This is a genomic window from Streptomyces yunnanensis, from assembly GCF_029011865.1.
Classification (GTDB): Bacteria; Actinomycetota; Actinomycetes; order Streptomycetales; family Streptomycetaceae; genus Streptomyces; species Streptomyces yunnanensis.
Map to the genome: position 1 here is coordinate 4,512,934 of NZ_CP095749.1, position 23,543 is coordinate 4,536,476.

Genomic DNA, 23,543 nt, shown 5'->3' on the forward strand with positions numbered 1-23,543 from the left:
TCCTGGGGGTCTCGGTGTGGCGCGTCTTGGCCGTCTTGGCCGTTGAAAGCGCAGGTCAGAGCGAGTACGGCACCGGCCGTGGCCTTCCGTCTTGGCGGGCGGCGCCGGCGTCTTCGTACCTGCCACGAGGCGGCTCGCAGCGCTTCTCGTGACTGAGTGGCTGCCGGGGCCAGGACGTGGCGGTTGCGTCTTCCGTCTCGTCTGGCAAGGCCGTGACCTGCAGGGATACGGCACGGACGTCAGGGACGCCACAAGACGGATCCGGGTCGGCGTTTTAGCTGGCAGCGCGCGATTCGTGATCGCGTTGCCGTCTTGGCCCCGGCTGCCGTCTTGTCTGCACCCCGTCTGACCTGCGAGATCACGGCAGGGACGGCAAGGACGGCAGCCGGGAGTGGCGGGGCTCAGCCCTCGCCGAGGGCGGCAGGTTGAGTGTTCCCTGAGGGAACAGGTTGGGTGCCCACTGAGTGGACGGTGGGGCAGTAACGCCGCCAGGCGTCGAGGAACTTGTTGCGCATGTACCCCTTGCGCTGAGTCCCGTCAGCCATACGGACGTTGCCCGACTTGATGCCGTACTCGCGCAGCATCGCGCTGAGATCACGGGCGATCAGCCCGCTGCGTCCCCACTCCGCCCACGGGCTCTCCACGTCCTGGCGCAGGAGGTAGAGGAGTTCCTCGGTGGAAAGGCTCTCGGGCTCGCCCCTGCCCACGAAGATCCGGCGGATGTCGGCGAGGATGCGCGCCCCGCTGGGATGGTCCTCCTCGGCCGCCGCTTCGGCGGCCACCATCCGCGCGCACGCGACCCGCGCCAGACGGGGCCACGCGCCGCCGGCGAGGTCGGCGACGATCACCAAGGGCTCCCAGGTGTCGGCAGCGCGGTCCTCTACCGGCATGTCCGGCTCCAAGTTCGCCGCCTCGTCCAGCAGCGACCTGGCCCACGCGGCGATCCGGTCACGCAGGTCGTGCAGGGCCGGGGTGTCCCGGCGGGAGCGGAACGGCTTGACGCTCTCGCCCTCAGCACGGCGGCGCATGCGGATCACGACCGCCCGGTCCATGATCGTGTCGGGCAGATCGCCGATCCCCGCGATCGCCGCCATGGCGAAGGTGGCGAACTTGTGCGGAGTGTGGTCGTTGCCGACGACCCGGGTCACGTACCGGTTGCGCTGATGGCCGGCGTTCAGCAGGCCGCGCATCTCCTCGTTCTTCTCCGCCACCTTCGGGCTGCCGAAGATCGTGTCCGCCTCGTCCACCAGCAGTGTCGGCGGATTCTCCTCGGTGATGGAGCGGAAGATCGCCGCAGGCGTGGTGTTGATGGTCAGCATCGGCTCGTGCACCGTCTCGACCAGCACGTCCAGCAGCCGCGACTTGCCGCACCGCTTCGCAGGACCCACCACCGCCAGGCGCGGGGCATGCTGCCACGCGGGCTGCAGATGCGTCGCCACCACCCACAGAGTGACCGCGTCCAGCGCCTGCTCGGACGGGAAGATCACGAACCGAGTGAGCTGCGCACGCAGTTCGTCCAGCAGACCCGCGCCTTCGGTCGGCTCGGTGTCGGGTATCTGTATCTCCTCCGGTCCGCTCGGCGCAGCCACTTGCTCGGGATCATGGGTACCCGCATCGTGGCCATCGCCCCCGTTGGCGTCTTCGGCCAACGGGGAGCGCAGGTGAGCGCCAGGCTGACCGGGAATCGCGCTGGCGGGCCAGATCGCCTTGGCGGGTGCGGAATTTGCATCGGGTGTCGTAGGTTTCACAGGGCAGCTCCTCATCTGGCGGTTACGGGCTTGCCCGCCCTTGCCGCCGGGTTGGTTCACGTGAAGCCGTGCAGGGGTGTTGCTCGGGCCTCCGGCGTTGCCCCGCCGGAGGCTCACCCACGTCTCGCGGCTACTCGACCGCGGCGAGGGACCACGGACAGTACGTCCACGCCCTGCCACAGTCCAGCATTTCTGTGTCAGCTCAGCGCAGAAGCGTCTGCTACGCGCACGCGCAGTCATGCGGCCAGGCCGAGCAGGCTCAGCAGGTCGGCCGTCACGACCCGGTACGCCTTGCCCAGCCGCAGGACCTTGCACGGGTACTGGCCCTGCTTCGCCAGCGCATAGCCCTTGCTGCGTCCCAGGCCCAGCGCCCGATTGCCGGTGTCCAGGTCAACGGCAGCAGGCAAGGCCAGCAGCTCCTCCCGGGTCATCCCGTGCGGCTTACCGGCGATCTCGTTCTCGCGCATGCGGCGCTCCATCCATGACTGAGCCCTCGGCGAACGCGACGACCGCGCCCGTCTCCAGGTCACTAAATCCAGGATGACCGAGCTACTGTGTCCTCATGACACAACGCCGTTTCGATGATGGAACTGACCCGGACGACGTGCCCGAGTGGGCGGACCAGGTCATGGCCACCGTGGCCGCCGAGGTCCGCAGACGACGGAAGGAACTGGGTTGGAGCGCACAGGACTTGGCCGACAAGTGCGACGAGATCGGCCATCCGATCCCCCGCAACGTGATCGCCAATATGGAATCCGGCCGCCGCGCCGGCCTCCCCCTGGTCGACGTCATGGTCCTGGCCAAGGCCCTGAACACGCCCCCCATCTGCCTCATCTATCCCGTCGGCTACGTAGAAGACGTGCAGCAGCTCCCTCTCGAACACCCCACCTCCACCCTGGACGCCCTGAACTGGTTCACCGGCGAGGAGACCGAGCTCGGCGCCGAGGACGACATGCTGCGCTACTTCCGCGCCCACCACGCCGCCGAGACAACGTTCAAGGCCGCACGGCAAGAGGAGGAGTACGCGCGCTACCACGCCGAGACCGCCCCGAACGCCGACCGGAAGGCCGAGGCCCTCCGCACCCAGGCCCGTGCCGCCCAGGAGGCCGAGGCGGCCAAAGTCCGTCTGCGCAGGGTCCGCGCCTTCATCCGGGAGGAGGGCGTCACGCCTCCCTTCCTGTGGCCCGACATCGCCGCCGAAGTCGAGCCGTCCGAAACCGACACCAACCCCACCGAGGAGAACGACCTTTGAAGGGCTCCACCTACCGCCGCTGTTCCTGCCGCGACCCGAAGACCGGCAAGGAGCTCGGCACGTCCTGCCCCAAGCGCAACAGCAGGAACCACTGCACCTACTCCATACGCCAGGAGCTGCCGCCGCGTGAGGACGGCAGCCGCAGGTCGTTCGCCCGTGGCGGCTACGACAGTCGTAAGGCCGCCCAGGCCGACCTCGACCACGTCCGTGCTCTACTCGGCCTGGCCGAGTCGGACGATCCCGAGGGCGTGGAGCTGATTGCCGCGATGCTGACGGAAGTCAGCAGCGAGAAGACGCCCCTGCCCGAGGTCGAGGAGACCAGGCGGCGCCTCAAGGCCGGCCAGGACCTCATCGGCAGCCTGACGGTGAGCGAGTGGCTCGACCGGTGGCTGGCGGGCAAGCGCATACGGAAGTCCGGCCTGAACCGCTACGAGACCGACATCCGCGTGCACTTGAAGCCGCGTATCGGGAACCGGCGCCTCGACCGGCTGCGCGTCAGCCACCTCAGCGAGATGTTCACGGACATCCGCGACGCCAATTCCCAGATCCTAGAGCAGAACGTCCAACGGCGAGCTGCAACCGATGAGTTGGCGGCCGTGCCGTGGAAGGGGGCGGAGAACCGCGCTCGTCGGAAGGCGATGAAGGCAGCGATCGATGCGATGCCGCCCTTCCGCCGCGTCACTGGCCCCGCTACTCGCCTGCACGTGAAGGCCACGCTCCGCGCGGCCCTGAACGACGCGATCGGGCAGCAGATCATCACGTTCAATGCGGCCGCCCACGTCGAGATCGATCCCGTACGCAAGCCCAAGGCCCTGGTGTGGACGGACGAACGGGTCGCCAAATGGGAGCAGACGGGCGAGAAGCCGTCGCCCGTGATGGTCTGGACGCCCAAACAGACCGGCGCCTTCCTCGACTTCGTCGCCGAAGATCGGCTGTACGCGATGTGGCACCTGATCGCCTTCCGCGGCCTGCGGCGAGGCGAGGCGTGCGGGCAGCCGTGGTCGGAGACGAACCTCGACACCCACTCCCTCACCGTCTCCTCGCAGCTCGTGCAGGACGGTTGGGAGGTCGAGACGTCCGAGCCCAAAACGGACAGCGGCTACCGCATGGTCGCGCTCGATGACGACACCGTCAACGTCCTGAAGCGGCACCGCGAACGGCAGGATGCGGACCGCGAGGAGTGGGGCTCGGCCTGGGTCGAGACCGGCCATGTCTTCACCCAGGAGGACGGCTCCTGGCTCCACCCCGGCAAGGTGACCGACCTCTTCGAGCGGCTCGTCATCGCTTCCGGCCTCCCACCGATTCGTCTGCACGACCTGCGCCACGGTGCGGCAACCCTCATGCTGGCCGCCGACATCGACATCAAGATTGTGTCGGACACCCTCGGGCACAGTGACACCCGCATCACGCGGGACATTTACCAGAGCGTCCTGCCCCAGGTCGGCAAGAACGCCGCCGAGGCCACCGCGAAGTTGGTCCCCCTCCAGCGCAAGGCCGAGGCGGAGAAGGCGGCCCGCAAGGTCGCGAAGGCCAAGGCCAAGAAGACCGGCAAGGGCAAGCCGGAAGACAAGGCGAAAGCCCAGGCCAAGGCCAAGAAGAAGGCCAAGCGGAAGAAGCCAAAGAGCTAGATCAACAACCGCTCCGCTCACGCATCGCTCACGCAAGTCATCCCACGGCGCCCCGGCCGTGTGACGCGTCATGCCCCGAGCAAGACAAAACCCCAGGTCACGGGCTATGTGACCTGGGGTTTTTCCGAGCCGCCTTCGGGATTCGAACCCGAGACCTACGCATTACGAGTGCGTTGCTCTGGCCAACTGAGCTAAGGCGGCGTGGTGCGCGGCCCAGTCTACACAGGAGCGAGGGGTGCTCTGTACTCGGTTCGGGCGAGGGTCAGGGGGGTGTGGGGCGGGTCACGTGCAGCGTTTGTTCTTGGCGGGCGGGGTGCCTTCGAGGAGGTAGGTGTTGATGGCGGTGTCGACGCAGTCGCTGCCGCGGCCGTAGGCGGTGTGGCCGTCGCCGACGTAGGTGAGGAGGGTGGCGCTGGAGAGCTGGGCGGACAGGCCCTTGGCCCAGGTGTACGGGGTGGCCGGGTCGCGGGTGGTGCCGACGACGACGATCGGGGCGGCGCCCTTGGCCTCAATGCGGTGGGTCTGGCCGCTGGACTTGACCGGCCAGTACGCGCAGCTCAGGGCGGACCAGGCGAAGTTGTCGCCGAAGACCGGGGATGCCTTGCGGAAGGCCGGCAGGGCGGCGCGGACCTGGTCGGGGCCGGTGAAGGCCGGCGGGAGGTCGAGGCAGTTGACGGCCGGGTTGGCGTACATCTGGTTGGCGTAGTGGCCCGAGGAGTTGCGCTCGTAGTAGCTGTCGGAGAGGGCCAGCAGCCCGCGGCCGTCGCCGGCCTTGGCCTGGGCGAGGGACTGGCGCAGCAGCGGCCAGGTCCCCTGGTCGTACATCGCGGCGATCACGCCCGTGGTGGCGAGGGACTCGGTGAGCTTGCGTTCCTGGCCGGTCTCCGCCGGGTGGGCGTCCAGCTTCTTGAAGAGGGCGGAGAGCTGCCGGCCGGCGTCCTCGGCGCTCTTGGTGCCGAGCGGGCAGTCCTTCTTCTTGACGCACTCGGCGGCGAACGCGGTGAAGGCGGTGTTGAATCCGGCGGTCTGGTCGAGGTTGATGGTGCGGGAGTCCAGCGACGGGTTCATCGCGCCGTCGAGGACCAGGCGGCCGGCGCGGGTCGGGTAGAGGCCGGCGTAGGTCGCGCCGAGGAAGGTGCCGTAGGAGGCGCCCATGTAGGTCAGTTTCCTGTCGCCCAGGACGGCGCGCAGGACGTCCATGTCGCGGGCCGCCTCGACGGTGGAGACGTGCGGCAGCAGCTTGCCGGACCGGGCCTCGCAACCCTTGGCGAAGTTGCGGTCGGCGGCGACGAGCTGGGAGACCTCGGCGGGGGTGTCGGGGGTGGTGTCGGTCTGGGTGAAGCGGTCCATCTGCGGGTCGGTGAGGCATTCGACCGGCTCGCTGCGGGCGACGCCGCGCGGGTCCATGGCGACCATGTCGTAGCGCGCCCGGACCGCGGCCGGCTGGGGCGCGTACTGCTGGAGGTAGTCGATCGCCGAGCCGCCGGGGCCGCCCGGATTGACCATGAGGGAGCCGATCCGGTCACCGGGGCCGGTGGCCTGCTTGCGGGCCACCGCCAGCTTCAGGTCGGTGGCCGCGCTGGGCTTGGCGTAGTCCAGCGGCGCCTTCATCGTCGCGCACTGGAAGCCCGCCACTCCGCAGTCGTGCCAGCTCAGCTTCTGGTCGTAGTACGGGCGGAGGTTGTCCGGGATGGCCGTGGGGAGCGGTTGGAGCGGGGCGGCGGCGGACCCCGGGCGGTCGGCGCCGGCCTCCGTCGAACGGTCCGGGGATGCGGCGGAACCGGGGGACGGCGACGTCCCCGACGAACAGCCGGAGAGCAGCAGGGCGAGGGCCGCGGCGGCAGCGGCCGCGGTGGTGGCGGTGGAGCGGAACAGGCGGCTGGGCGGCATGGCGGTCCCTCTTGGTGTCGGTCCCAGGTGGCGGGGTTCCCGGTGGTGGCCTGTGTGGCGTTCCTGGTGGCGGTGGTGGCTCCTCGGCGGTGGCGGTCCGGCGCTCGGCACCCGTCCCGGTTCCGGGGACCGGTTCGTCGGTCCCGGTCTATCGGTCCCGGTCTCCCGGTCCCGGTTCTCCGGTGGTGGATGCGCAGTTGTGGATGCGCGGCCCCGGCTCCCGGTCGTCGGTTCGCGACTTCAGGTCACCTACGGAGCGTATCCATATATGAACGATGTGTGCGCGGCGATCGTGCGACCGGTGGACCGACGGGCGGCTCAGCCCGCCCGCAGCGCGACCGTCATGGCCTCGACGGCGAGCAGCGGGGCGACATTGCGCTCCAGGGCCTCCCGGCAGGCGATCACCGCTTCTATACGGCGCAGGGTGCGCTCGGCGGTGGAAGTGGTGGCGATACGTCGGACGCTGTCGCCGACCTCGTCGTTGGAGAGCGGGACGGATGCCCCCATCTGGACGGCGAGGACATCGCGGTAGAAGGCGGTGAGGTCGACCAGGGCGAGGTCGAGGCTGTCGCGCTGGGTACGGGTCGAGCGGCGCTTCTGCTTGTCCTGGAGCTCCTTCATGGCGCCCGCGGTGCCCCGGGGCAGCCGACCGCCGGTGCCGGCCGCGGCGCCGAGGGCGGTGCGCAGCTCCTCGGTCTCCTTGGCGTCGACCTCCTCGGCGACCTGCTTGGCGTCCTCGCCGGCGGCGTCGATCAGCTCCTGGGCGGCCTTGAGGCAGCCGCCGATGTCGTCGATGCGGAGCGGGAGCTTCAGGACGGCCGCCCGGCGGGCCCGGGCCCGCTCGTCGGTGGCGAGCCGGCGGGCCCGGTCGATGTGTCCCTGGGTGGCGCGGGCGGCGCGGTCGGCGGTCTCCGGGTCGATGCCGTCGCGCCGCACCAGGAGCTCGGCGACCGCGCCGACGGACGGCGTACGCAGCGAGAGGTGGCGGCAGCGCGAGCGGATCGTGGGGAGGACGTCCTCGATGGAGGGGGCGCAGAGGAGCCAGACCGTGCGGGGGGCGGGCTCCTCGACGGCCTTCAGGAGGACGTTGCCCGCGCCCTCGGTGAGGCGGTCGGCGTCCTCCAGGACGATCACCTGCCAGCGACCGCCGGCCGGGGAGAGCGAGGCCCGGCGGACCAGGTCGCGGGTCTCCTTGACGCCGATGGAGAGCAGGTCCGTGCGGACGATCTCGACGTCGGCGTGGGTGCCGACCAGGCTGGTGTGGCAGCCGTCGCAGAAGCCGCAGCCGGGGCCGCCCCCGAGGGCGCGGTCCGGGCTGACGCACTGGAGGGCCGCCGCGAAGGCGCGGGCGGCGGTGGCCCGGCCGGAACCGGGCGGGCCCGTGAACAGCCAGGCGTGCGTCATCTGGGAGGCGCCGGTCCGCTCCGGCGCGGCCTGCGCCGGAGCGCCGGCCGCGGCCTGCCGTGCCGCACTCTCGGCGGTCACGATGGCGTCCGCATCGCGTGCGGCGGCGTCGAGCTGCGCCGCCACCCGGTCCTGGCCGACCACGTCGTCCCATACCGCCATCGCTGCTGCCGTCCTGTCCGTTCCGCGTGTGTGCTGCTCGGGTCGCCGCAGGGCCGCACCGACCCGACCGTGCCGCGGGAAGGCCGCGCGAGCGCCGCCGCCGCGGGCCCGTCACCGCGCCCCGCACCGGTGCTCCCCCGCCCGGACCCGTCCGTCACGACCCGTTCCCTACCCATTGTGGTGCACCCCACTGACAACCGGTCCCCCGCCCGGTCCGGCCCCGCGCCCGGCACGAGGAACGGCCGTGGCCGCAGCGCGAATGCTGCGGCCACGGCCGTTCCTGCGTCGCCCAGGGGCTCCCGGCCCCCGTCCGGTCAGCCGCGCCGGCCCCGGCGGCGGCCGTTGCCGCCCGTGCCGTGGTCGGCGTCATCGTCCGCGCGCGGGCCGAGGAGCTCGTCGGCGAGGGTCGGCAGGTCGTCCAGCGGCGTCTCCTCCGCCCACTCGGGGCGGGGGCGGCCGCGCCGCGGGGACTCCGCGGGACGGCCGGTCTCCGGATCGACCTGCGGCAGCTCCCGGGTCCGCTCGGCGCCCCGCTCGGCCGCGCCGGCGTCCCGGCCCGCGCCGTTCTCCTGGGCGAACATCCACGGCGGCACCCGGTCCGCCGGGTCGTCCTCCCGGACCGGCGGCAGCACGGCGGTCTCCTCGGAGTCCGCGCCACCTCCCTGGTGAGCGCGCCGGGCGTCGTCCCGTACGGGCGGCAGGACCGCGGTCTCGTCCGCCTGGCCGTGCGCCTCCCGCGGCTCGGGGCGCGGCAGCGCCGCCGTCCGCTCGCCGTCCGGGGCGGCGCCGGAACCGGAGCCGGTGCCCGCATCGGAGCGGCTCTCGGCCACGGCCCCGGAAGCACCCGAAGGGCCCGCGGAACCGGCAGAACCGTCGGAGCTGGCAGAACCGGAGGCTCCGGAGGAAGACCGTCCGGCGCCCGTCCCCGAGTCGCCGTCCGCCGCGATCCGCTTCCGCAGCTGCGTCACGTCCGTCTCCGCGGTCGGCGCCTCGGCCGCCTTGGCCGCCTCCGCCGTGGCCTTCGCCTCAGCGGCGGCCGCCGCCTCCGCCGCCGCGATCCGGGCCTGCTCGGCGCGCAGCAGCGCCTCCTCGGCCTTGCGCTGCTTCTCCAGGCGGCGCTCCTCGGCCTCCTGGCGCAGCCGCGCCTGCTCCTCGTGCTCCTTGCGCAGCCGCTCCCGCTCGGCCTGGCGGGCCTTCTCCTCGGCCTCGCGCCGCTTGCGCTCCTCCTCCGCCGCCTGGCGGGCCTCCTCGGCGCGCTTGCGGGCCTCCTCGGCCTGGCGGGCGGCCTCCCGGGCCTTGGCCTCCTCGGCCTCCCGCCGCTTGCGCTCCTCTTCTTCGGCGCGCAGCTTGGCGAGCTGCTCCTGGCGCTCCCGCTCCCGGCGCTCCTCCTCCGCCTTGCGCGCGGCCTCCTCCTCGGCCTTGCGGCGGGCCTCCTCCTCGGCCGCCTTACGGGCCTCTTCCCGGGCCTCGATCTCGGCCTCGGACAGCGGGAGGACCTGGTCGAGCCGGTGCCGGAGGACGGTGGTGATGGCCTCCGGCTCCTGGGCGGCGTCGACGACCAGATAGCGCGCGGGGTCGGCGGCGGCCAGGGTGAGGAAGCCGCTGCGCACCCGCTCGTGGAACTCGGCCGGCTCGGACTCCATGCGGTCCGGCGCCTCGGTGAAGCGCTCGCGGGCCGCGTCCGGGGCGATGTCCAGCAGGACGGTCAGGTGCGGGACCAGGCCGCCGGTCGCCCAGCGGTTGATCCGGGCGATCTCCGTGGGCGCGAGGTTGCGGCCGGCGCCCTGGTAGGCCACCGAGGAGTCGATGTAGCGGTCGGTGATCACCACCGCGCCGCGCTCCAGCGCGGGCCGGACGACGCTGTCGACGTGCTCGGCCCGGTCGGCGGCGAACATCAGCGCCTCGGCGCGGTCCGAGAGCCCGGACGTGGACACGTCCAGGATGATCGCGCGCAGCCGCTTGCCGATGGCGGTGGCGCCCGGCTCCCGGGTCACCACGACCTCGTGGCCCTTGCCCCGGATCCACTCCGCCAGCGCCTCGACCTGGGTGGACTTCCCGGCCCCGTCGCCGCCCTCCAGGGCGATGAAGAAGCCGGTGGCCGCGGTGGCCTGCGCCGGGTCGCCGCCGCGCACCGCCTCCCGCAGGTCGTGCCGGAGCGGAACGCCCTGCCGGTCGTCGGTCTTGCCCAGCACCCAGGCGGCGACCGGCAGCAGCAGCGCGCCGACCAGCATCAGCGTGTACGCGGCGCCGCCGTGCGCGAAGACGAAGGCTCCGCTGCCGATCTGGTGCCGGCCGATGAGCCCGGCCAGCAGGGGCGCGACGATCGCGGCCAGCCCGATGGCGAGCCGGACGACGGCCTGCAGGTGCTCGGTCGTCCGGGCGGTGCGGAACGCCTCGGTCTCCTGGTCCAGCAGGGCGTGGCCCGTATTGGCGGCGACGCCGGCGCCGAGCCCGGCCAGCAGCGCGAGCAGCAGCACCGTCGTGGTGTCCGGGACCAGCCCCATGGCCAACAGCAGCAGACCGGTGGCGGCGATCGCCAGGGCGAGCAGCCGGCGCCGGGAGAACCCGGGCAGCACCTTGCGGGCGCCGCGGATGCCGAGGGCGGTACCGCCGGTCAGGGCGAGCACCAGCAGCGCGTAGCCGGCCGGCCCGGCGCCCAGGTCGGCGGCGTGCAGGACGGCGAGCGCGGCGGCCGCGGCGATCGCGGCGGCCACCGCGGCGCAGGCCAGCACCAGCAGCGGGATGGCGCCGGTGCGGCCCCGCTCCGAGCCGGAGCCGGTCCTGGCCGCGGCCGAGGTGCCCTTCGGACGGCGCAGGCCCTCCAGCGGGGAGCGCGGCCGCGGCGTCTGCCCGTCGGGCAGCTCGATGAAGTAGAGGATCGACACGGACGCGGCGAACAGTCCGGCCGCGAGGTACGAGCCGAGCGCCGCCTGGTGCAGGTGGAACCACTCCACGCCGGTCCCCAGCAGCCTCCCGACCAGCGCGCAGACCACCAGGGCGGCGGCCGCGATCGGCATGGCGACGAAGCTGGTGCGCAGCGACAGCCGGCGCAGTGCGTCCATGTTGTCGGGCAGCGGCCGGACGGCGGCGCCCTCCAGGGGCGGCGCGGGCAGCAGGACCGGCGCGGCGCTCTCCCGGGCGACCGTCCAGAAGCGCTCGGCGACGCCGCTGACGAAGACCGTCACCAGCAGCCAGGCCAGGGCGCTGGTGGGCGTCCAGTCGATCCACAGGGGGGCGATGACCAGCAGCGCGAGCCGCAGCCCGTCCGCGGCGATCATCGTCCAGCGGCGGTCCAGCGGCCCATTGGGCGCAGCGAGCGCGGACAGCGGCCCCAGCAGGACCGCCCCGAAGAGCAACGTCGCCAGCATCCGTACGCCGAAGACGGCGGTGACCGCGAGGGCGGCGCCGCGGTAGCCGCCGCCGAACACGGCCTGGCCGCCCAGCGGTACGTACAGCGCCGCCTGAAGGGCGAGGAGTACCAGGACAAGCAAGGACAGGGCATCGCCGATACCCCCGACGAACTGGGCGCTCCACAGCCGCTTCAGTGGGGGGAAGCGGAGCAGGGCTCGTACGGCGCGCTCGCGGGAATCGGCTGCGAGGGCGTCTGCGGTGGGGGTCACGACCGTTGGCTGCTCGGCACGCGTCATCTCGCCAGCCTATCGGGACGGAACACTCCACTGGGCGCCTGCCCGAACAAACGGGCGGCTGAGCGGGAGCGCGAAAGGGCGGGCCGGCGGAGGGTGTCCGCCGGCCCGCCCTTGTCCCGCGCCGGACCACGCCGGGCAGGCGCGGCCCCGGGCGGGCCTCAGTCCTCGGCCGGAGCGGCGGTCTTCTTCGCCGCCGTCTTGGCCGCCGTCTTCGTGGCGGCCTTCTTGGCGGTGGTCTTCTTGGCCGCCGTCTTCTTCGCCGTGGTCTTCTTGGCGGCGGTCTTCTTCGCCGTCGTCTTCTTCGCCGCGGTCTTCTTGGCGGCGGTCTTCTTCGCCGGGCCCTTGGCGCGCTTCTCCGCCAGCAGCTCGTAGCCGCGCTCGGGGGTGATCGTCTCGACGTCGTCGTCCCGCCGCAGCGTCGCGTTGGTCTCGCCGTCGGTGACGTACGCGCCGAACCGGCCGTCCTTGACCACCACCGGCTTGCCGCTCACCGGGTCCGTGCCCAGCTCCTTCAGCGGCGGCTTGGCGGCGGCCCGGCCGCGCTGCTTGGGCTGGGCGTAGATCGCCAGCGCCTCGTCGAGGGTGATCGTGAAGAGCTGCTCCTCGCGCTCCAGGGAACGCGAGTCGGTGCCCTTCTTGAGGTACGGGCCGTAGCGGCCGTTCTGCGCGGTGATCTCCACGCCCTCGGCGTCGGTGCCGACCACGCGCGGCAGCGACATCAGCTTGAGCGCGTCCGCCAGCGTCACGGTGTCCAGGGACATCGACTTGAAGAGCGAGGCGGTGCGCGGCTTGACCGCGTTCTTGCCGGTCTTCGGGGTGCCCTCGGGCAGCACCTCGGTGACGTACGGGCCGTAGCGGCCGTCCTTCGCCACGATCTGGTGGCCGGACTCGGGGTCCATGCCCAGCTCGTAGTCGCCGCTCGGCTTCGCCAGCAGCTCCTCGGCGTACTCCACGGTCAGCTCGTCGGGCGCCAGGTCGTCGGGGACGTCGGCCCGCTGGTGGCCCTCCTCGTCCTTCTCGCCGCGCTCGACGTACGGGCCGTAGCGGCCGACCCGCAGCGTGACGCCGTTGCCCACCGGGAACGACGAGATCTCCCGGGCGTCGATCGCGCCGAGGTCGGTGACCAGCTCCTTCAGGCCGCCGAGGTGGTCGCCGTCGCCGTTGCCGGCGTCCGCCGCACCGCTCTCGCCGGCACCGGCGCCCTCGCCGAAGTAGAAGCGCCGCAGCCACGGCACGGCCTGCGCCTCGCCGCGGGCGATGCGGTCGAGGTCGTCCTCCATCTTGGCGGTGAAGTCGTAGTCGACGAGTCGGCCGAAGTGCTTCTCCAGGAGGTTGACCACGGCGAAGGAGAGGAACGACGGGACGAGCGCGGTGCCCTTCTTGAAGACGTAGCCGCGGTCCAGGATCGTGCCGATGATCGACGCGTACGTCGACGGGCGGCCGATCTCCCGCTCCTCCAGCTCCTTGACCAGGGTGGCCTCGGTGTAGCGGGCGGGCGGCTTGGTGGCGTGGCCGTCGGCGGTGATCTCCTGGGCGGTGAGCGCGTCGCCCTCGGCGACCTGCGGCAGCCGCCGCTCGCGGTCGTCCAGCTCGGCGTTCGGGTCGTCGGCGCCCTCCACGTATGCCTTGAGGAAGCCGTGGAAGGTGATGGTCTTGCCGGACGCGCTGAACTCGGTGTCCCGACCGTCCGCGGCCCGGCCGCCGATCTTGACGGTGACGGAGTTGCCGGTCGCGTCCTTCATCTGGGAGGCGACGGTCCGCTTCCAGATCAGCTCGTAGAGCCTGAACTGGTCGCCGGTCAGCCCGGTCTCGGCGGGCGTGCGGAAGCGGTCGCCGGAGGGGCGGATCGCCTCGTGCGCCTCCTGCGCGTTCTTGACCTTGCCGGCGTACGTCCGCGGCTTGTCGGGGAGGTACCCGGCGCCGTACAGCTGCGTCACCTGCGCCCGGGCCGCGGCGACCGCGGTGTCCGAGAGCGTGGTGGAGTCCGTACGCATATAGGTGATGAAGCCGTTCTCGTACAGCTTCTGCGCGACCTGCATGGTGGCCTTGGCGCCGAAGCCGAGCTTGCGGCTGGCCTCCTGCTGGAGGGTGGTCGTCCGGAACGGCGCGTACGGCGAGCGGCGGTAGGGCTTGGACTCGACCGAGCGCACCGAGAACTGCGTGTCCGCCAGGGCGGCGGCGAGCGCCCGGGCGTTCGCCTCGTCCAGGTGGAGCACGTCGGCGTTCTTGAGCTGCCCGTTGGGGCCGAAGTCGCGGCCCTGCGCGACGCGGCGGCCGTCGACGTTGTTCAGGCGGGCGGTCAGCGTCGACGGGTCGCTCGCTCCCCCAGCCTCGGCTCCGCTCGGCCGGGGGGACCCCCATCCGGCCCGCCCGGTGGAGAAGGTGCCGGTCAGGTCCCAGTACTCGGCGGAGCGGAAGGCGATGCGCTCGCGCTCCCGCTCGACGACGAGCCGGGTCGCCACCGACTGCACCCGGCCGGCGGACAGCCGGGGCATGACCTTCTTCCACAGCACCGGGGAGACCTCGTAGCCGTAGAGGCGGTCGAGGATCCGGCGGGTCTCCTGGGCGTCGACCAGCTTCTGGTTGAGGTCGCGGGGGTTGGCGACGGCCTCGCGGATGGCGTCCTTGGTGATCTCGTGGAAGACCATCCGGTGGACCGGGACCTTCGGCTTGAGGATCTCCTGGAGGTGCCACGCGATGGCCTCGCCCTCGCGGTCCTCATCGGTGGCGAGGAAGAGTTCGTCGGACTCGGCCAGCAGCGCCTTGAGCTTCTTGACCTGGTCCTTCTTATCCGTGTTGACCACGTAGATCGGCTGGAAGTCGGCGTCGACGTTCACGCCGAGGCGGGCCCAGGACTCGCCCTTGTACTTCGCCGGGACCTCGGCCGCGCCGTTCGGGAGGTCGCGGATGTGCCCGACGCTGGCCTCGACCACATAGCCGGGGCCGAGGTAGCCCTTGATCGTCTTCGCCTTGGCAGGCGACTCGACGATGACGAGTCGGCGGCCGCCGCCCTCTGCGGTCTCGCTGGTCGGGGACAACTTCGCTCTTCTCTCCGGTCGACGCTGGGGATGCTCCTGGGCCGGACGCCCGGGGCGCACTGCGGTGACGCTTGACGCTGCGGAGTGTGACGGTACCTCCCGCCCCCGTGTCAAACGGAAAAACCCCGCAACGCCACTCGAACGGTAACCCGACTACATGCCTTCGCGCCGCCCCGACCGCTCCGGGCGCTCTCCGACGGCCCTACGACGCCCCCTCGTGGAGCACCCCGGCCCCGCTCCGCCCCACCGTCCGACGCCGGCCGACCACCGCCCCCGGCCTGCCACCGATCTCGCAGAGTAACCACCCGCTCCCCGGCTCCGTCCACCGTCCGGACACGCGCCGTGCGGCGACTGTCACAGCGCGGCCGCGATTGCCGTCATCACCTTGCTACGGCGGGTGAGCCGGCTGGCAGGATGGATGCGGCACGGCTCACCGGGTGGGCCGGGAGCCGTCGACGTCACGCACTCGGGGGGAAACGACACCCATGGCGCACCAGTACCCCGGACCGCCACCGGAGCAGCCGCCCGGCCAACCCGGCCAACCCGGCCAGAACCCGTACGCGGCCCCGGACGGCGGCCGGCCCGCCGAGGCCGGCTACGGCTACCCGCAGGGCGGCCGCCCCGGCGAGCCCGGATACGGCTACCCGCAGGCCGCCCCGCCGCCGCCCGTCTTCGCGCCCGGCACCCCGCCGCCCCCGCCCGCCGGCCTGCCGGTCCAGCCGCCGCAGGCCACGGGCCTGGCACTGGCCCTCGGCGACATCGCGGTCCACGGCGACACGATCGTCACGCCGGCCGGTCCGATGCCCCTCAAGGGCGCGGTCTGGACGGCCACGGACATGTCGCGCACGGAGGAGCGGATGCCCACGCACGCGGTCGTGCTCGCCGTCATCTTTTTCTTCTTCTGCCTCCTCGGGCTGCTCTTCCTCCTGATGAAGGAGCGCATCACGACCGGCTTCGTGCAGGTCACGGTGAACAGCGGGGGCCGGCACCACGCCACGATGGTCCCGGTGCAGTCGCGCGAGCAGGTCATGTTCGTCCTGAACCAGGTCAACTACGCCAGGTCGCTGAGCGTGTGAGCACCGACGAGCCCCGAGGGGCCGCCGATGCGGCGACCGTGCGCCGGCGCACCCTCCGCCAGGCGGCCCTCGCGCTCGGCACCGGCGCGCTGGCCGCCGGCTACCTCTGGCACACCGATCCGCACCAGCCCGGTCAGCTGCTGATCCCCTGCCCCTTCCGCATGCTGACCGGACTGCTCTGCCCGTTCTGCGGCGGGACGCGGATGGCGTACGACCTGATGCACGGCGACGTCACGACGGCCTTCCAGGACAACGCCGTCCTCCTCGCGCTCGGCGTCCCCGCCCTGGCCTACGTCCTGGTGCGCTGGCTGGTCGCGGGGCTGCGCGGGCGGCGCCGCTCGCTGAAGCTGACGGCCCGCGGCAATGCCGTGGTCCTCGGCATCGCCGCGGTCTGGATGGTCGGCCGCAACCTCGTCCATCTCATCGGCTGACGGCCGGGCCCCCGGGCGTCAGCGGACGGTGACCTTCACGACCGGGGAGAGGGTGCTCCCGGACGCGATCCGCAGCTGGTTGACGCCCTTGATGCCGAGCTTGACGCGTATCGCGTAGCTGCCGTTGGCGTGGACCGGCGCCTGCGCCGGCAGCGACACCCACTTCGCGCCCTGCTTCTGCTGGACCGTGACCTTGGCGCCCGACGTGAGGCCCTTGCCGGCGCCGGTGATCCGGAACTCCTGCCAGGCGCGGACCGTCGTCGCGCTGGCCTTGGCGGTCAGCGTCGCCTTCGCGGGCGCGGTGGCCACGACCGCGGCGGGCGTGTGGACCTGCTGCGGCGTGGCGAAGGCGGCGGCCGAACCGCCGGCGAGCAGGGCGGCGGCGACCATCCCGACGGTGGCGTAACGCAGTGCACGGTTCATGTCGGATTCCTCACTGATGTGCCAATGGGTTGGTTGGTGACCTTCCCTCAGGAATACGGGCATCGGCACACGGAGGTTCCCCCTCCGCCGCACAAACCGCCCAACTCACCGAAACTGGCCGGAACTGAACGTCCGCCCCGGGAAGGGCCGTTGTCCCCTGGAAACACACCCGGCGGCCGGTGCCCCGCACCGACCGCCCGCCATCCGCCGCCGCGCCCCCGGCTCAGCCGACCGGCTCCAGGAAGCCCTGCTCGACCAGCATCCGGATCGAGGCCGGCGTGCGGTCCCGCAGCAGCACCGGGTCCTCACCGACGAGCTGGGCGATGGCGTCCAGGATCCGCCCGGCGGGCAGCGACCCGTCGCAGACGCCCGCGAAACCGGCGCCGACCGTGTCCACCTTCGTGGCCCGCCGCATGCCGCGGTTCTGACGGAGCACCACGTGCTCCGGGTCCTCCGCACCGGGCAGTCCGACCTGCTCCTGCACCACCTCGTCGGCCAACCGGAAGCGGCCGGCCAGCAGCGCCGCGTCATCGGTGGCCCGCAGGTAGTCCTGCCGGTCGAAGTGGCGCAGCACCGCCTCGCCCAGGGGCTGTTCGACCGGATGCGGCCATTCCTCGACCGTGACGGACGGGTCCTCGGCGCCGGACTTGCGCAGCGTGATCCAGCCGAAGCCGACGGCCTTGGTCCTGCGCGCCTCGAACTCGTCGAGCCAGGCGTCGTACCGCGCGGCGTACGCCTCCTGGCCGGCGCGGTGGTCACCGCCGTCACGCAGCCACAGCTCGGCGTACTGGGTGACGTCCTGCACCTCGCGCTGGACGATCCAGGCGTCGCAGCCGCGCGGCACCCACGCGCGCACTCGGTCCTGCCACTCCTCGCCGGCCACGTGCTGCCAGTTGGCCAGCAGCTGGCAGTACCCGCCGTCGTTGAGGTGCGCGGCGGCCTGCTGGACGAGGGTGCGGCACAGGTCGTCGCCACCCATCCCGCCGTCCCGATAGGTGAGCCGGGCCCCCGGCGAGATCACGAACGGCGGGTTGGAGACGATCAGGTCGTAGGTCTCCTCCCCCACCGGCTCGAAGAGCGAGCCCTCGCGCAGATCGGCCGGGCCGGCCCCGGAGAGCGCCAGGGTCAGCGCGGTGATCCGCAGCGCTCGGGGGTTGAGGTCGGTGGCGGTGACCCGGGTGGCGTGCTGCGCGGCGTGCAGCGCCTGGATGCCGGAGCCCGTGCCGAGGTCGAGCGCCCTGGCCACCGGGCGGCGCGCGGTGATCCCGGCGAGGGTCGTGGACGCCCCGCCGACGCCGAGCACCAGCTCGGCGCGGTCCACCTCCGCGGCGCCCCGGATGCCGCCGGCGCCGCCGACCGCGCAGCCGAGGTCGGAGACGATCCACCAGTCCTGCCCCTCGGGGCCGCCGTAGGGCCGCACGTCCACCGTGGCGCGCAGTGCGTCGCCGTCCCGCACCAGCCAGCCGTCGGCGAGGCAGTCCGCCACCGGCAGCGCCGCGGCCACCCGCGCCTCGGGCACCGGGCACTGCAGCAGGAACAGCCGCACCAGGGTCTCCAGGGGCCCGTCGCCCCGGGTCGCGCGCAGCGCGGGGACGGTCTCGCTGCGGGCCAGCGCGGCGTACGCGGGCGCGCCGAGCAGGTCCAGCAGCCCGTCGGCGGTGAAGGCGGCGGCCAGCAGCGCGTCGCGCAGCCGGCTCGTGCGGGCGTTGCTCTCGGGGTCCTGGGCATCTGCGGTGGGGAGGTGCGTTGTCACCCCTCCATTGTCGGCCCTGCCACCGACAATCGGCGACGGCCCGGCACCCCGCCCGTCCTCGGGCGCGTCGCCGGGCCGTCGCCCCTCGCGCGGGAGGCGCTACGCGCTCTTGGACGGGGCCGCGGACGGCCCGTTCGACCCGCCCTGGTTCTGACAGCCCTTCTGCCGCGCCATCGCCTTGCCCACGTCGCCGGCCTCCAGCTTCTTGAAGGCCTGCTCGCTCTTGGCGTTGAGCTTGTTGATCCCGTTGGAGAGGTTGCGCAGCCCGTCCGCGAACTTCAGCTTGTCGCCGGTGTCCAGGCTGTCCACCTGCTTCTTGAGGTCCTGGTATCCCGAGGAGAGGGAGTTGAGTTCCTTGACCGCGTTCTTCTGGGCGTCTGCGCCGCTCTCGGTGGGCGGCGCGCCCGCCTTGTCCAGGGACTTGGCCAGCTGCCCGTAGGCGTCGGAGATCTTCTGGAAGGCCGCCGAGTCCGTCTGCTGGACCTTCTTGGAGTCCGTGTTGCCGCTGTCGGCCGTCTGCATCGCCGCGTTGGCATCCTGGATCTGCTTGAACGGAGCCTGCGCGGGGTCGCAGAACGACTTCGCCCAGTTGTCGAGCTTCTTGGTGTTGTCCTCGCTGCAACCGGTCAGCGCGAGCAGGAGTGCGGCACCGCCGGACAGGGCAGCCACAAGCTTCTTGTTCACCGGATTGGTCCCTTCCATGGCTCTCGGCCCCGGAACATACACGTCCAAACGGCTTCGCCCATGGGTCGGGCATCCGCCCCGGCCCGCATTGCAGCCATTTGCACCAAGGACCGAGTCCCCCGCCGGGCACGCCGCGGGCGGGTGTCCGGCGCGCGCAATAAGCGCCGTACACCCGCCCGTTGAGCGGTCAGCAGGCCGATCCGACGGCCCGTCCGGTCAGGACGCCACGGCGGTCCTGGTCGACTTGGCGACGCCTTCGGGATCCTCGGAGTTGTTGTCTTCATCACCCACGGCGATCCCCCGCCGCTTGGAGACGTAGACCGCGCCGACGATGATGACGAGCGCCAACAGGGCGACCCCGGCGCGCACGCCGAGGCTCTTGTCGTGGCCGTACGAGAACTTCACCACGGCCGGCGCGATCAGCAGCGCGACCAGGTTCATCACCTTCAGCAGCGGGTTGATCGCCGGGCCGGCGGTGTCCTTGAACGGGTCGCCGACGGTGTCGCCGATGACCGTCGCGGCATGCGCCTCGCTGCCCTTGCCGCCGTGGTGGCCGTCCTCGACCAGCTTCTTGGCGTTGTCCCACGCGCCACCGGAGTTGGCGAGGAAGACCGCCATCAGGGTGCCGGTGCCGATCGCGCCGGCCAGGAACGAGCCGAGCGCCCCGACGCCGAGCGCGAAGCCGACCACGATGGGCGTGAGCACCGCCAGCAGCCCCGGCGTGGCCAGTTCGCGCAGCGCGTCCTTGGTGCAGATGTCGACCACCCGCCCGTACTCGGGCTTCTCGGTGTAGTCCATGATCCCCGGACGCTCGCGGAACTGCCGGCGCACCTCGAAGACCACCGCTCCGGCCGACCGCGAGACCGCGTTGATCGCCAGCCCCGAGAACAGGAAGACGACCGAGGCCCCCAGGATCAGCCCCACCAGGTTGTTCGGCTGCGAGATGTCCAGGCTCAGGCTCAGCCCGCCGGCCGCGTGGCCGATCTCCCGTACGGCGTTGGCGATCGCGTCCCGGTACGAGCCGAACAGCGCGGAGGCCGCGAGCACCGCGGTCGCGATGGCGATGCCCTTGGTGATGGCCTTGGTGGTGTTGCCCACCGCGTCCAGGTCGGTCAGCACCTGCGCGCCGTCCCCGGTGACGTCGCCGGACATCTCGGCGATGCCCTGCGCGTTGTCGGAGACCGGTCCGAAGGTGTCCATCGCCACGATCACCCCGACGGTGGTCAGCAGGCCGGTCCCGGCCAGCGCCACCGCGAACAGCGCCAGCGTGATCGAGGCACCGCCCAGCAGGAACGCCCCGTAGACCGCCAACCCGATCAGCACCGCCGAGTAGACGGCCGACTCCAGGCCGATCGAGATGCCGGCGAGCACGACGGTGGCCGGTCCGGTCAGCGAGGTCTTGCCGATGTCCCGGACGGGCCGCCGGCTGGTCTCGGTGAAGTAGCCGGTCAGCTGCTGGATCAGGGCGGCCAGCACGATGCCGACGGCGACCGCGACCAGCGCCAGCACCCGCGGGTCGCCGCTGCGGCCCAGGATCTCCGGGTCGCTGACGCCGCTGAGGTCCTTGTAGCTCGACGGCAGGTAGACGAAGACCGCGGCGGCCACCAGGACCAGCGAGATGCCCGCGGAGACGAAGAAGCCGCGGTTGATGGCGGTCATCCCGCTGCGGTCCCGGCGCCGGGGCGACACGACGAAGATGCCGACCATCGCGGTGAGCACGCCGATCGCCGGCACCAGAAGCGGGAAGGCCAGTCCGGCGTCGCCGAAGGCCGCGGTGCCCAGGATGAGCGCGGCGACCAGCGTCACCGCGTACGACTCGAAGAGGTCGGCCGCCATGCCGGCGCAGTCGCCCACGTTGTCGCCGACGTTGTCCGCGATGGTGGCGGCGTTGCGCGGGTCGTCCTCCGGGATGCCCTGCTCGACCTTGCCGACGAGGTCGGCGCCGACGTCCGCGGCCTTGGTGAAGATGCCGCCGCCGACCCGCATGAACATCGCGATCAGCGCGGCGCCGAGCCCGAAACCCTCCAGCACCTTGGGCGCGTCGACCGCGTACACGAGCACCACGCAGGACGCACCGAGCAGGCCGAGGCCCACGGTGAACATGCCGACGACGCCTCCGGTACGGAAAGCGATCTTCATCGCTTTGTGGGAGACCGCCGTAAGATCCTTTTGCTCTGCCGCGCCGTCATCCGGGGTGGCTTCCCGGGCGGCCGCCGCCACTCGCACATTGCTGCGCACCGCGAGCCACATGCCGATATAGCCGGTGGCCGCCGAGAATGCCGCGCCGATCAAGAAGAACGCGCTGCGTCCGGCCCGCTGCGTCCAATTGTCCGCGGGCAGCAACATGAGCAGGAAGAACACGACGACGGCGAATACGCCGAGGGTCCGCAACTGCCGCGCCAGGTAGGCATTCGCGCCCTCCTGCACCGCCGCCGCGATCTTCTTCATACTGTCGGTCCCCTCACCGGCCGCGAGCACTTGGCGGACCAGCACCGCCGCGACCGCCAGCGCGGCCAGGGCGACGACGGCGATCACCAGCACGATGCCGCGGTTGTCCGCGGTGAGTGACGGGACGGCCAGAAAAGTGGGGGTGTCCATCGACTGAGGGGTGTAAGGCCCCGCCATTCGTCCTCCTTGACGTTATGGCACATGGGCGCGCGGAAGCACGCTCAGGCGTCCTGAGCAAGATGTGGACGGATTGTAGGGAGCGACGGTTGATCAAAACAGGGCGCCTCAAAGGGAATTCGCCTGTTCCCGGCGAAGATCAAAAGGCCGATGGTCCGCCGAATTCGTCCGGACGAAGGAAACCCCGCAATTCACTGACCCCGGACAGATGATCTATCCGTACTATTGATCTACTTGTGATCGCCGCTGCTCAACGACCTCGCGCCGCGCCCCGTTCCGACTGTGACCGCCGTGAAACGGGAGGGAATTGAGCCGCCCGGTGCCCTCCCCGGGCCACCGCAAGACCCCCTCGCCGGCCTTCCGTAGCCTCCACCATCTCGATGACGGACCATCAGATCCCGACCGGATCGCATCGCCCGCACCAGGACGCAGCGCCCCTGAGGAAGCCACCGCGGGGTCGGGGTGGACGGGATGGCGGGCGGAGGACACGAGCGTCGGAACCCCAGGATCACGGCCCGCCCACGGGACACGCACCACGGGCCACAGCCCGCGGCCGACAGCCCCCGGCCACCGCCACACGCCCGGCCCGCCGAACCGGCACCGTACGGAATTCCCCGCGCGACCGGACCGCACCGGCCTGCTGCCGCGCCACACCGGCCTGGCACTACACAGGAAGCCGGGCGCGCGAACACGCAGAAACAGGCGCGCGACGCGGTGAACGCAGGGCAACGCGGCAAACGCCCACGCCCGCACCCCTACGCATCACGACAGGTGCCCCACCCGCTACGGAACAGCGCCGACCGACCGGCGCCGGGCCCTCCGCTCGACGGCCCTACGGCAGGACCGGAGCCGGGTGTGCGGGCCAGCTCATCCGGATTCGCCCGCCGGTCTCGCCGGAGGTCACCTCGACGTCGTCGACGAGCCCACTGATGACCGCGAGGCCCATCTCGTCCTCGCCCTCGGCGTCGTTCTCCCCGATGCCCTCGGCATCGGCACCGCCCGCGGCGGCCCCGCCGGGGCCGGGAACCTCGTCGCCGACCTCGATCGAGAACTGCTTCTCGTCCTCGACCAGCACCACCCGCACCGGCGCCGTGATGCCGTGGATCTCGTGCAGCCCCACGGCCCGGCTGCACGCCTCGCCCACGGCGAGCCGCACCTCGTCCAGCACGGCCTCGTCCACCCCCGCACGCCGTGCCACGGCAGCCGCGACCAGACGCGCGGTCCGGACGTGCTCGGGAAGGGCGCTGAAGCGAAGTTCGACGGTGGCCATGCCATCCCCCTCGTGATGCGGGCGTGCAACGCAGGGGGCCGGACGGGTGCGTCCGGTACCCCCCACTCCTTCCACCCCCGCGCCCGGGGCGCGGGGGACCGGCAAACCGTCAGTCAGTGGCTTGGACGGCTTCGTCGACCGAGGTGTGGATCGGGAACACCTTGGTCAGACCGGTGATTCGGAAGATCTTGAGAATGCGCTCCTGATTGCAGACCAGGCGCAGCGAGCCCTCATGGGCACGCACCCGCTTCAGTCCGCCCACCAGGACGCCGAGCCCTGTGGAGTCCAGGAAGTCGACACGCTCCATGTCCACCACGAGGTGGTAGCTTCCGTCGTTCACAAGCTCGACCAGCTGCTCCCGCAGCTTGGGCGCGGTGTATACATCAATCTCGCCACCGACCTCGACGACCGTACGGTCGCCAACGGTCCGGGTCGACAGGGACAGGTCCACGGATCCTCCAGCACCTTGCTATCGAGCGGTCGCCCCCCTGGGGCCTCCCCACCGAGGTAGG

At 71.9% G+C, this 23,543-nt stretch carries 16 protein-coding genes and 1 tRNA gene; 4 read left to right on the top strand and 13 right to left on the bottom strand.

Going from position 1 to position 23,543, the window contains the following annotated elements:
- Positions 1–401 precede the first annotated feature (401 nt).
- Together MOV08_RS19430 and MOV08_RS19435 are read right to left on the bottom strand one after the other, a co-directional pair.
- Complete coding sequence (locus MOV08_RS19430) at positions 402–1,589, bottom strand: DUF3631 domain-containing protein (protein WP_420834186.1); 1,188 nt, start codon at positions 1,587–1,589, stop codon at positions 402–404.
- A 395-nt stretch (positions 1,590–1,984) separates the two neighbouring features.
- Positions 1,985–2,215, bottom strand: coding sequence for a hypothetical protein (locus MOV08_RS19435; protein ID WP_275308294.1), 231 nt, complete (start codon positions 2,213–2,215; stop codon positions 1,985–1,987).
- Between the two features lie 95 nt (positions 2,216–2,310).
- Between MOV08_RS19435 and MOV08_RS19440 the strand changes: the two genes are divergently transcribed.
- Positions 2,311–3,000 (top strand): helix-turn-helix domain-containing protein, encoded by a 690-nt coding sequence (locus MOV08_RS19440; RefSeq protein ID WP_275308296.1) that lies wholly within the window; start codon positions 2,311–2,313, stop codon positions 2,998–3,000.
- Positions 2,997–4,628: a tyrosine-type recombinase/integrase gene (locus tag MOV08_RS19445; RefSeq protein ID WP_275308298.1), complete on the top strand. Its 1,632-nt coding sequence runs from the start codon at positions 2,997–2,999 to the stop codon at positions 4,626–4,628. Before MOV08_RS19440 ends, MOV08_RS19445 begins: the two co-directional genes overlap by 4 nt.
- Before the next feature lie 127 nt (positions 4,629–4,755).
- On the opposite strand, the gene MOV08_RS19450 is transcribed toward MOV08_RS19445, so the two are convergent.
- From MOV08_RS19450 to topA, 5 genes are all read right to left on the bottom strand, one after another.
- Positions 4,756–4,829: transfer RNA gene (locus MOV08_RS19450), tRNA-Thr, on the bottom strand.
- A gap of 81 nt (positions 4,830–4,910) precedes the next feature.
- Complete coding sequence (locus tag MOV08_RS19455; protein WP_275308299.1) at positions 4,911–6,518, bottom strand: alpha/beta hydrolase; 1,608 nt, start codon at positions 6,516–6,518, stop codon at positions 4,911–4,913.
- A gap of 318 nt (positions 6,519–6,836) precedes the next feature.
- The gene (locus MOV08_RS19460) at positions 6,837–8,084 is read right to left on the bottom strand and encodes a DNA polymerase III subunit delta' (RefSeq protein WP_275308300.1); all 1,248 of its coding nucleotides are present in this window, start codon (positions 8,082–8,084) and stop codon (positions 6,837–6,839) included.
- Between the two features lie 314 nt (positions 8,085–8,398).
- Positions 8,399–11,731 carry a dTMP kinase gene (gene tmk, locus MOV08_RS19465; RefSeq protein WP_275308301.1) on the bottom strand — a complete coding sequence of 1,111 codons (3,333 nt, stop codon included), beginning with the start codon at positions 11,729–11,731 and terminating at the stop codon, positions 8,399–8,401.
- 158 nt (positions 11,732–11,889) lie between these two features.
- Positions 11,890–14,769: a type I DNA topoisomerase gene (gene topA, locus MOV08_RS19470; RefSeq protein WP_275308302.1), complete on the bottom strand. Its 2,880-nt coding sequence runs from the start codon at positions 14,767–14,769 to the stop codon at positions 11,890–11,892.
- Positions 14,770–15,254: 485 nt separating this feature from the next.
- On the opposite strand from topA, the gene MOV08_RS19475 reads away from it, so the two are divergent.
- Entirely contained in the window at positions 15,255–15,845 is a 591-nt protein-coding gene (locus MOV08_RS19475) for a hypothetical protein (RefSeq protein ID WP_275308303.1), read from the top strand.
- A complete protein-coding gene (locus MOV08_RS19480; RefSeq protein ID WP_039634251.1) occupies positions 15,842–16,276 on the top strand; it encodes a DUF2752 domain-containing protein in 435 nt (144 codons plus the stop codon). The genes MOV08_RS19475 and MOV08_RS19480 overlap by 4 nt, the downstream gene beginning before the upstream one ends.
- Before the next feature lie 18 nt (positions 16,277–16,294).
- Here the strand turns inward: MOV08_RS19480 and MOV08_RS19485 are convergent, their stop codons facing one another.
- The 6 genes from MOV08_RS19485 to bldG all read right to left on the bottom strand — a co-directional run bounded on the left by MOV08_RS19485 (position 16,295) and on the right by bldG (position 23,482).
- Positions 16,295–16,699: a hypothetical protein gene (locus MOV08_RS19485; RefSeq protein WP_205366041.1), complete on the bottom strand. Its 405-nt coding sequence runs from the start codon at positions 16,697–16,699 to the stop codon at positions 16,295–16,297.
- A gap of 223 nt (positions 16,700–16,922) precedes the next feature.
- A complete protein-coding gene (locus tag MOV08_RS19490) occupies positions 16,923–18,452 on the bottom strand; it encodes a N5-glutamine methyltransferase family protein (RefSeq protein ID WP_275308305.1) in 1,530 nt (509 codons plus the stop codon).
- A 99-nt stretch (positions 18,453–18,551) separates the two neighbouring features.
- Positions 18,552–19,136, bottom strand: coding sequence for a hypothetical protein (locus tag MOV08_RS19495; protein ID WP_039634258.1), 585 nt, complete (start codon positions 19,134–19,136; stop codon positions 18,552–18,554).
- A 216-nt stretch (positions 19,137–19,352) separates the two neighbouring features.
- Positions 19,353–21,761 carry a sodium-translocating pyrophosphatase gene (locus MOV08_RS19500; protein WP_039634259.1) on the bottom strand — a complete coding sequence of 803 codons (2,409 nt, stop codon included), beginning with the start codon at positions 21,759–21,761 and terminating at the stop codon, positions 19,353–19,355.
- An 832-nt stretch (positions 21,762–22,593) separates the two neighbouring features.
- Complete coding sequence (locus MOV08_RS19505; RefSeq protein WP_039634261.1) at positions 22,594–23,031, bottom strand: ATP-binding protein; 438 nt, start codon at positions 23,029–23,031, stop codon at positions 22,594–22,596.
- A 109-nt stretch (positions 23,032–23,140) separates the two neighbouring features.
- The gene (gene bldG, locus MOV08_RS19510; protein WP_039634263.1) at positions 23,141–23,482 is read right to left on the bottom strand and encodes an anti-sigma factor antagonist BldG; all 342 of its coding nucleotides are present in this window, start codon (positions 23,480–23,482) and stop codon (positions 23,141–23,143) included.
- Positions 23,483–23,543: the final 61 nt, after the last annotated feature.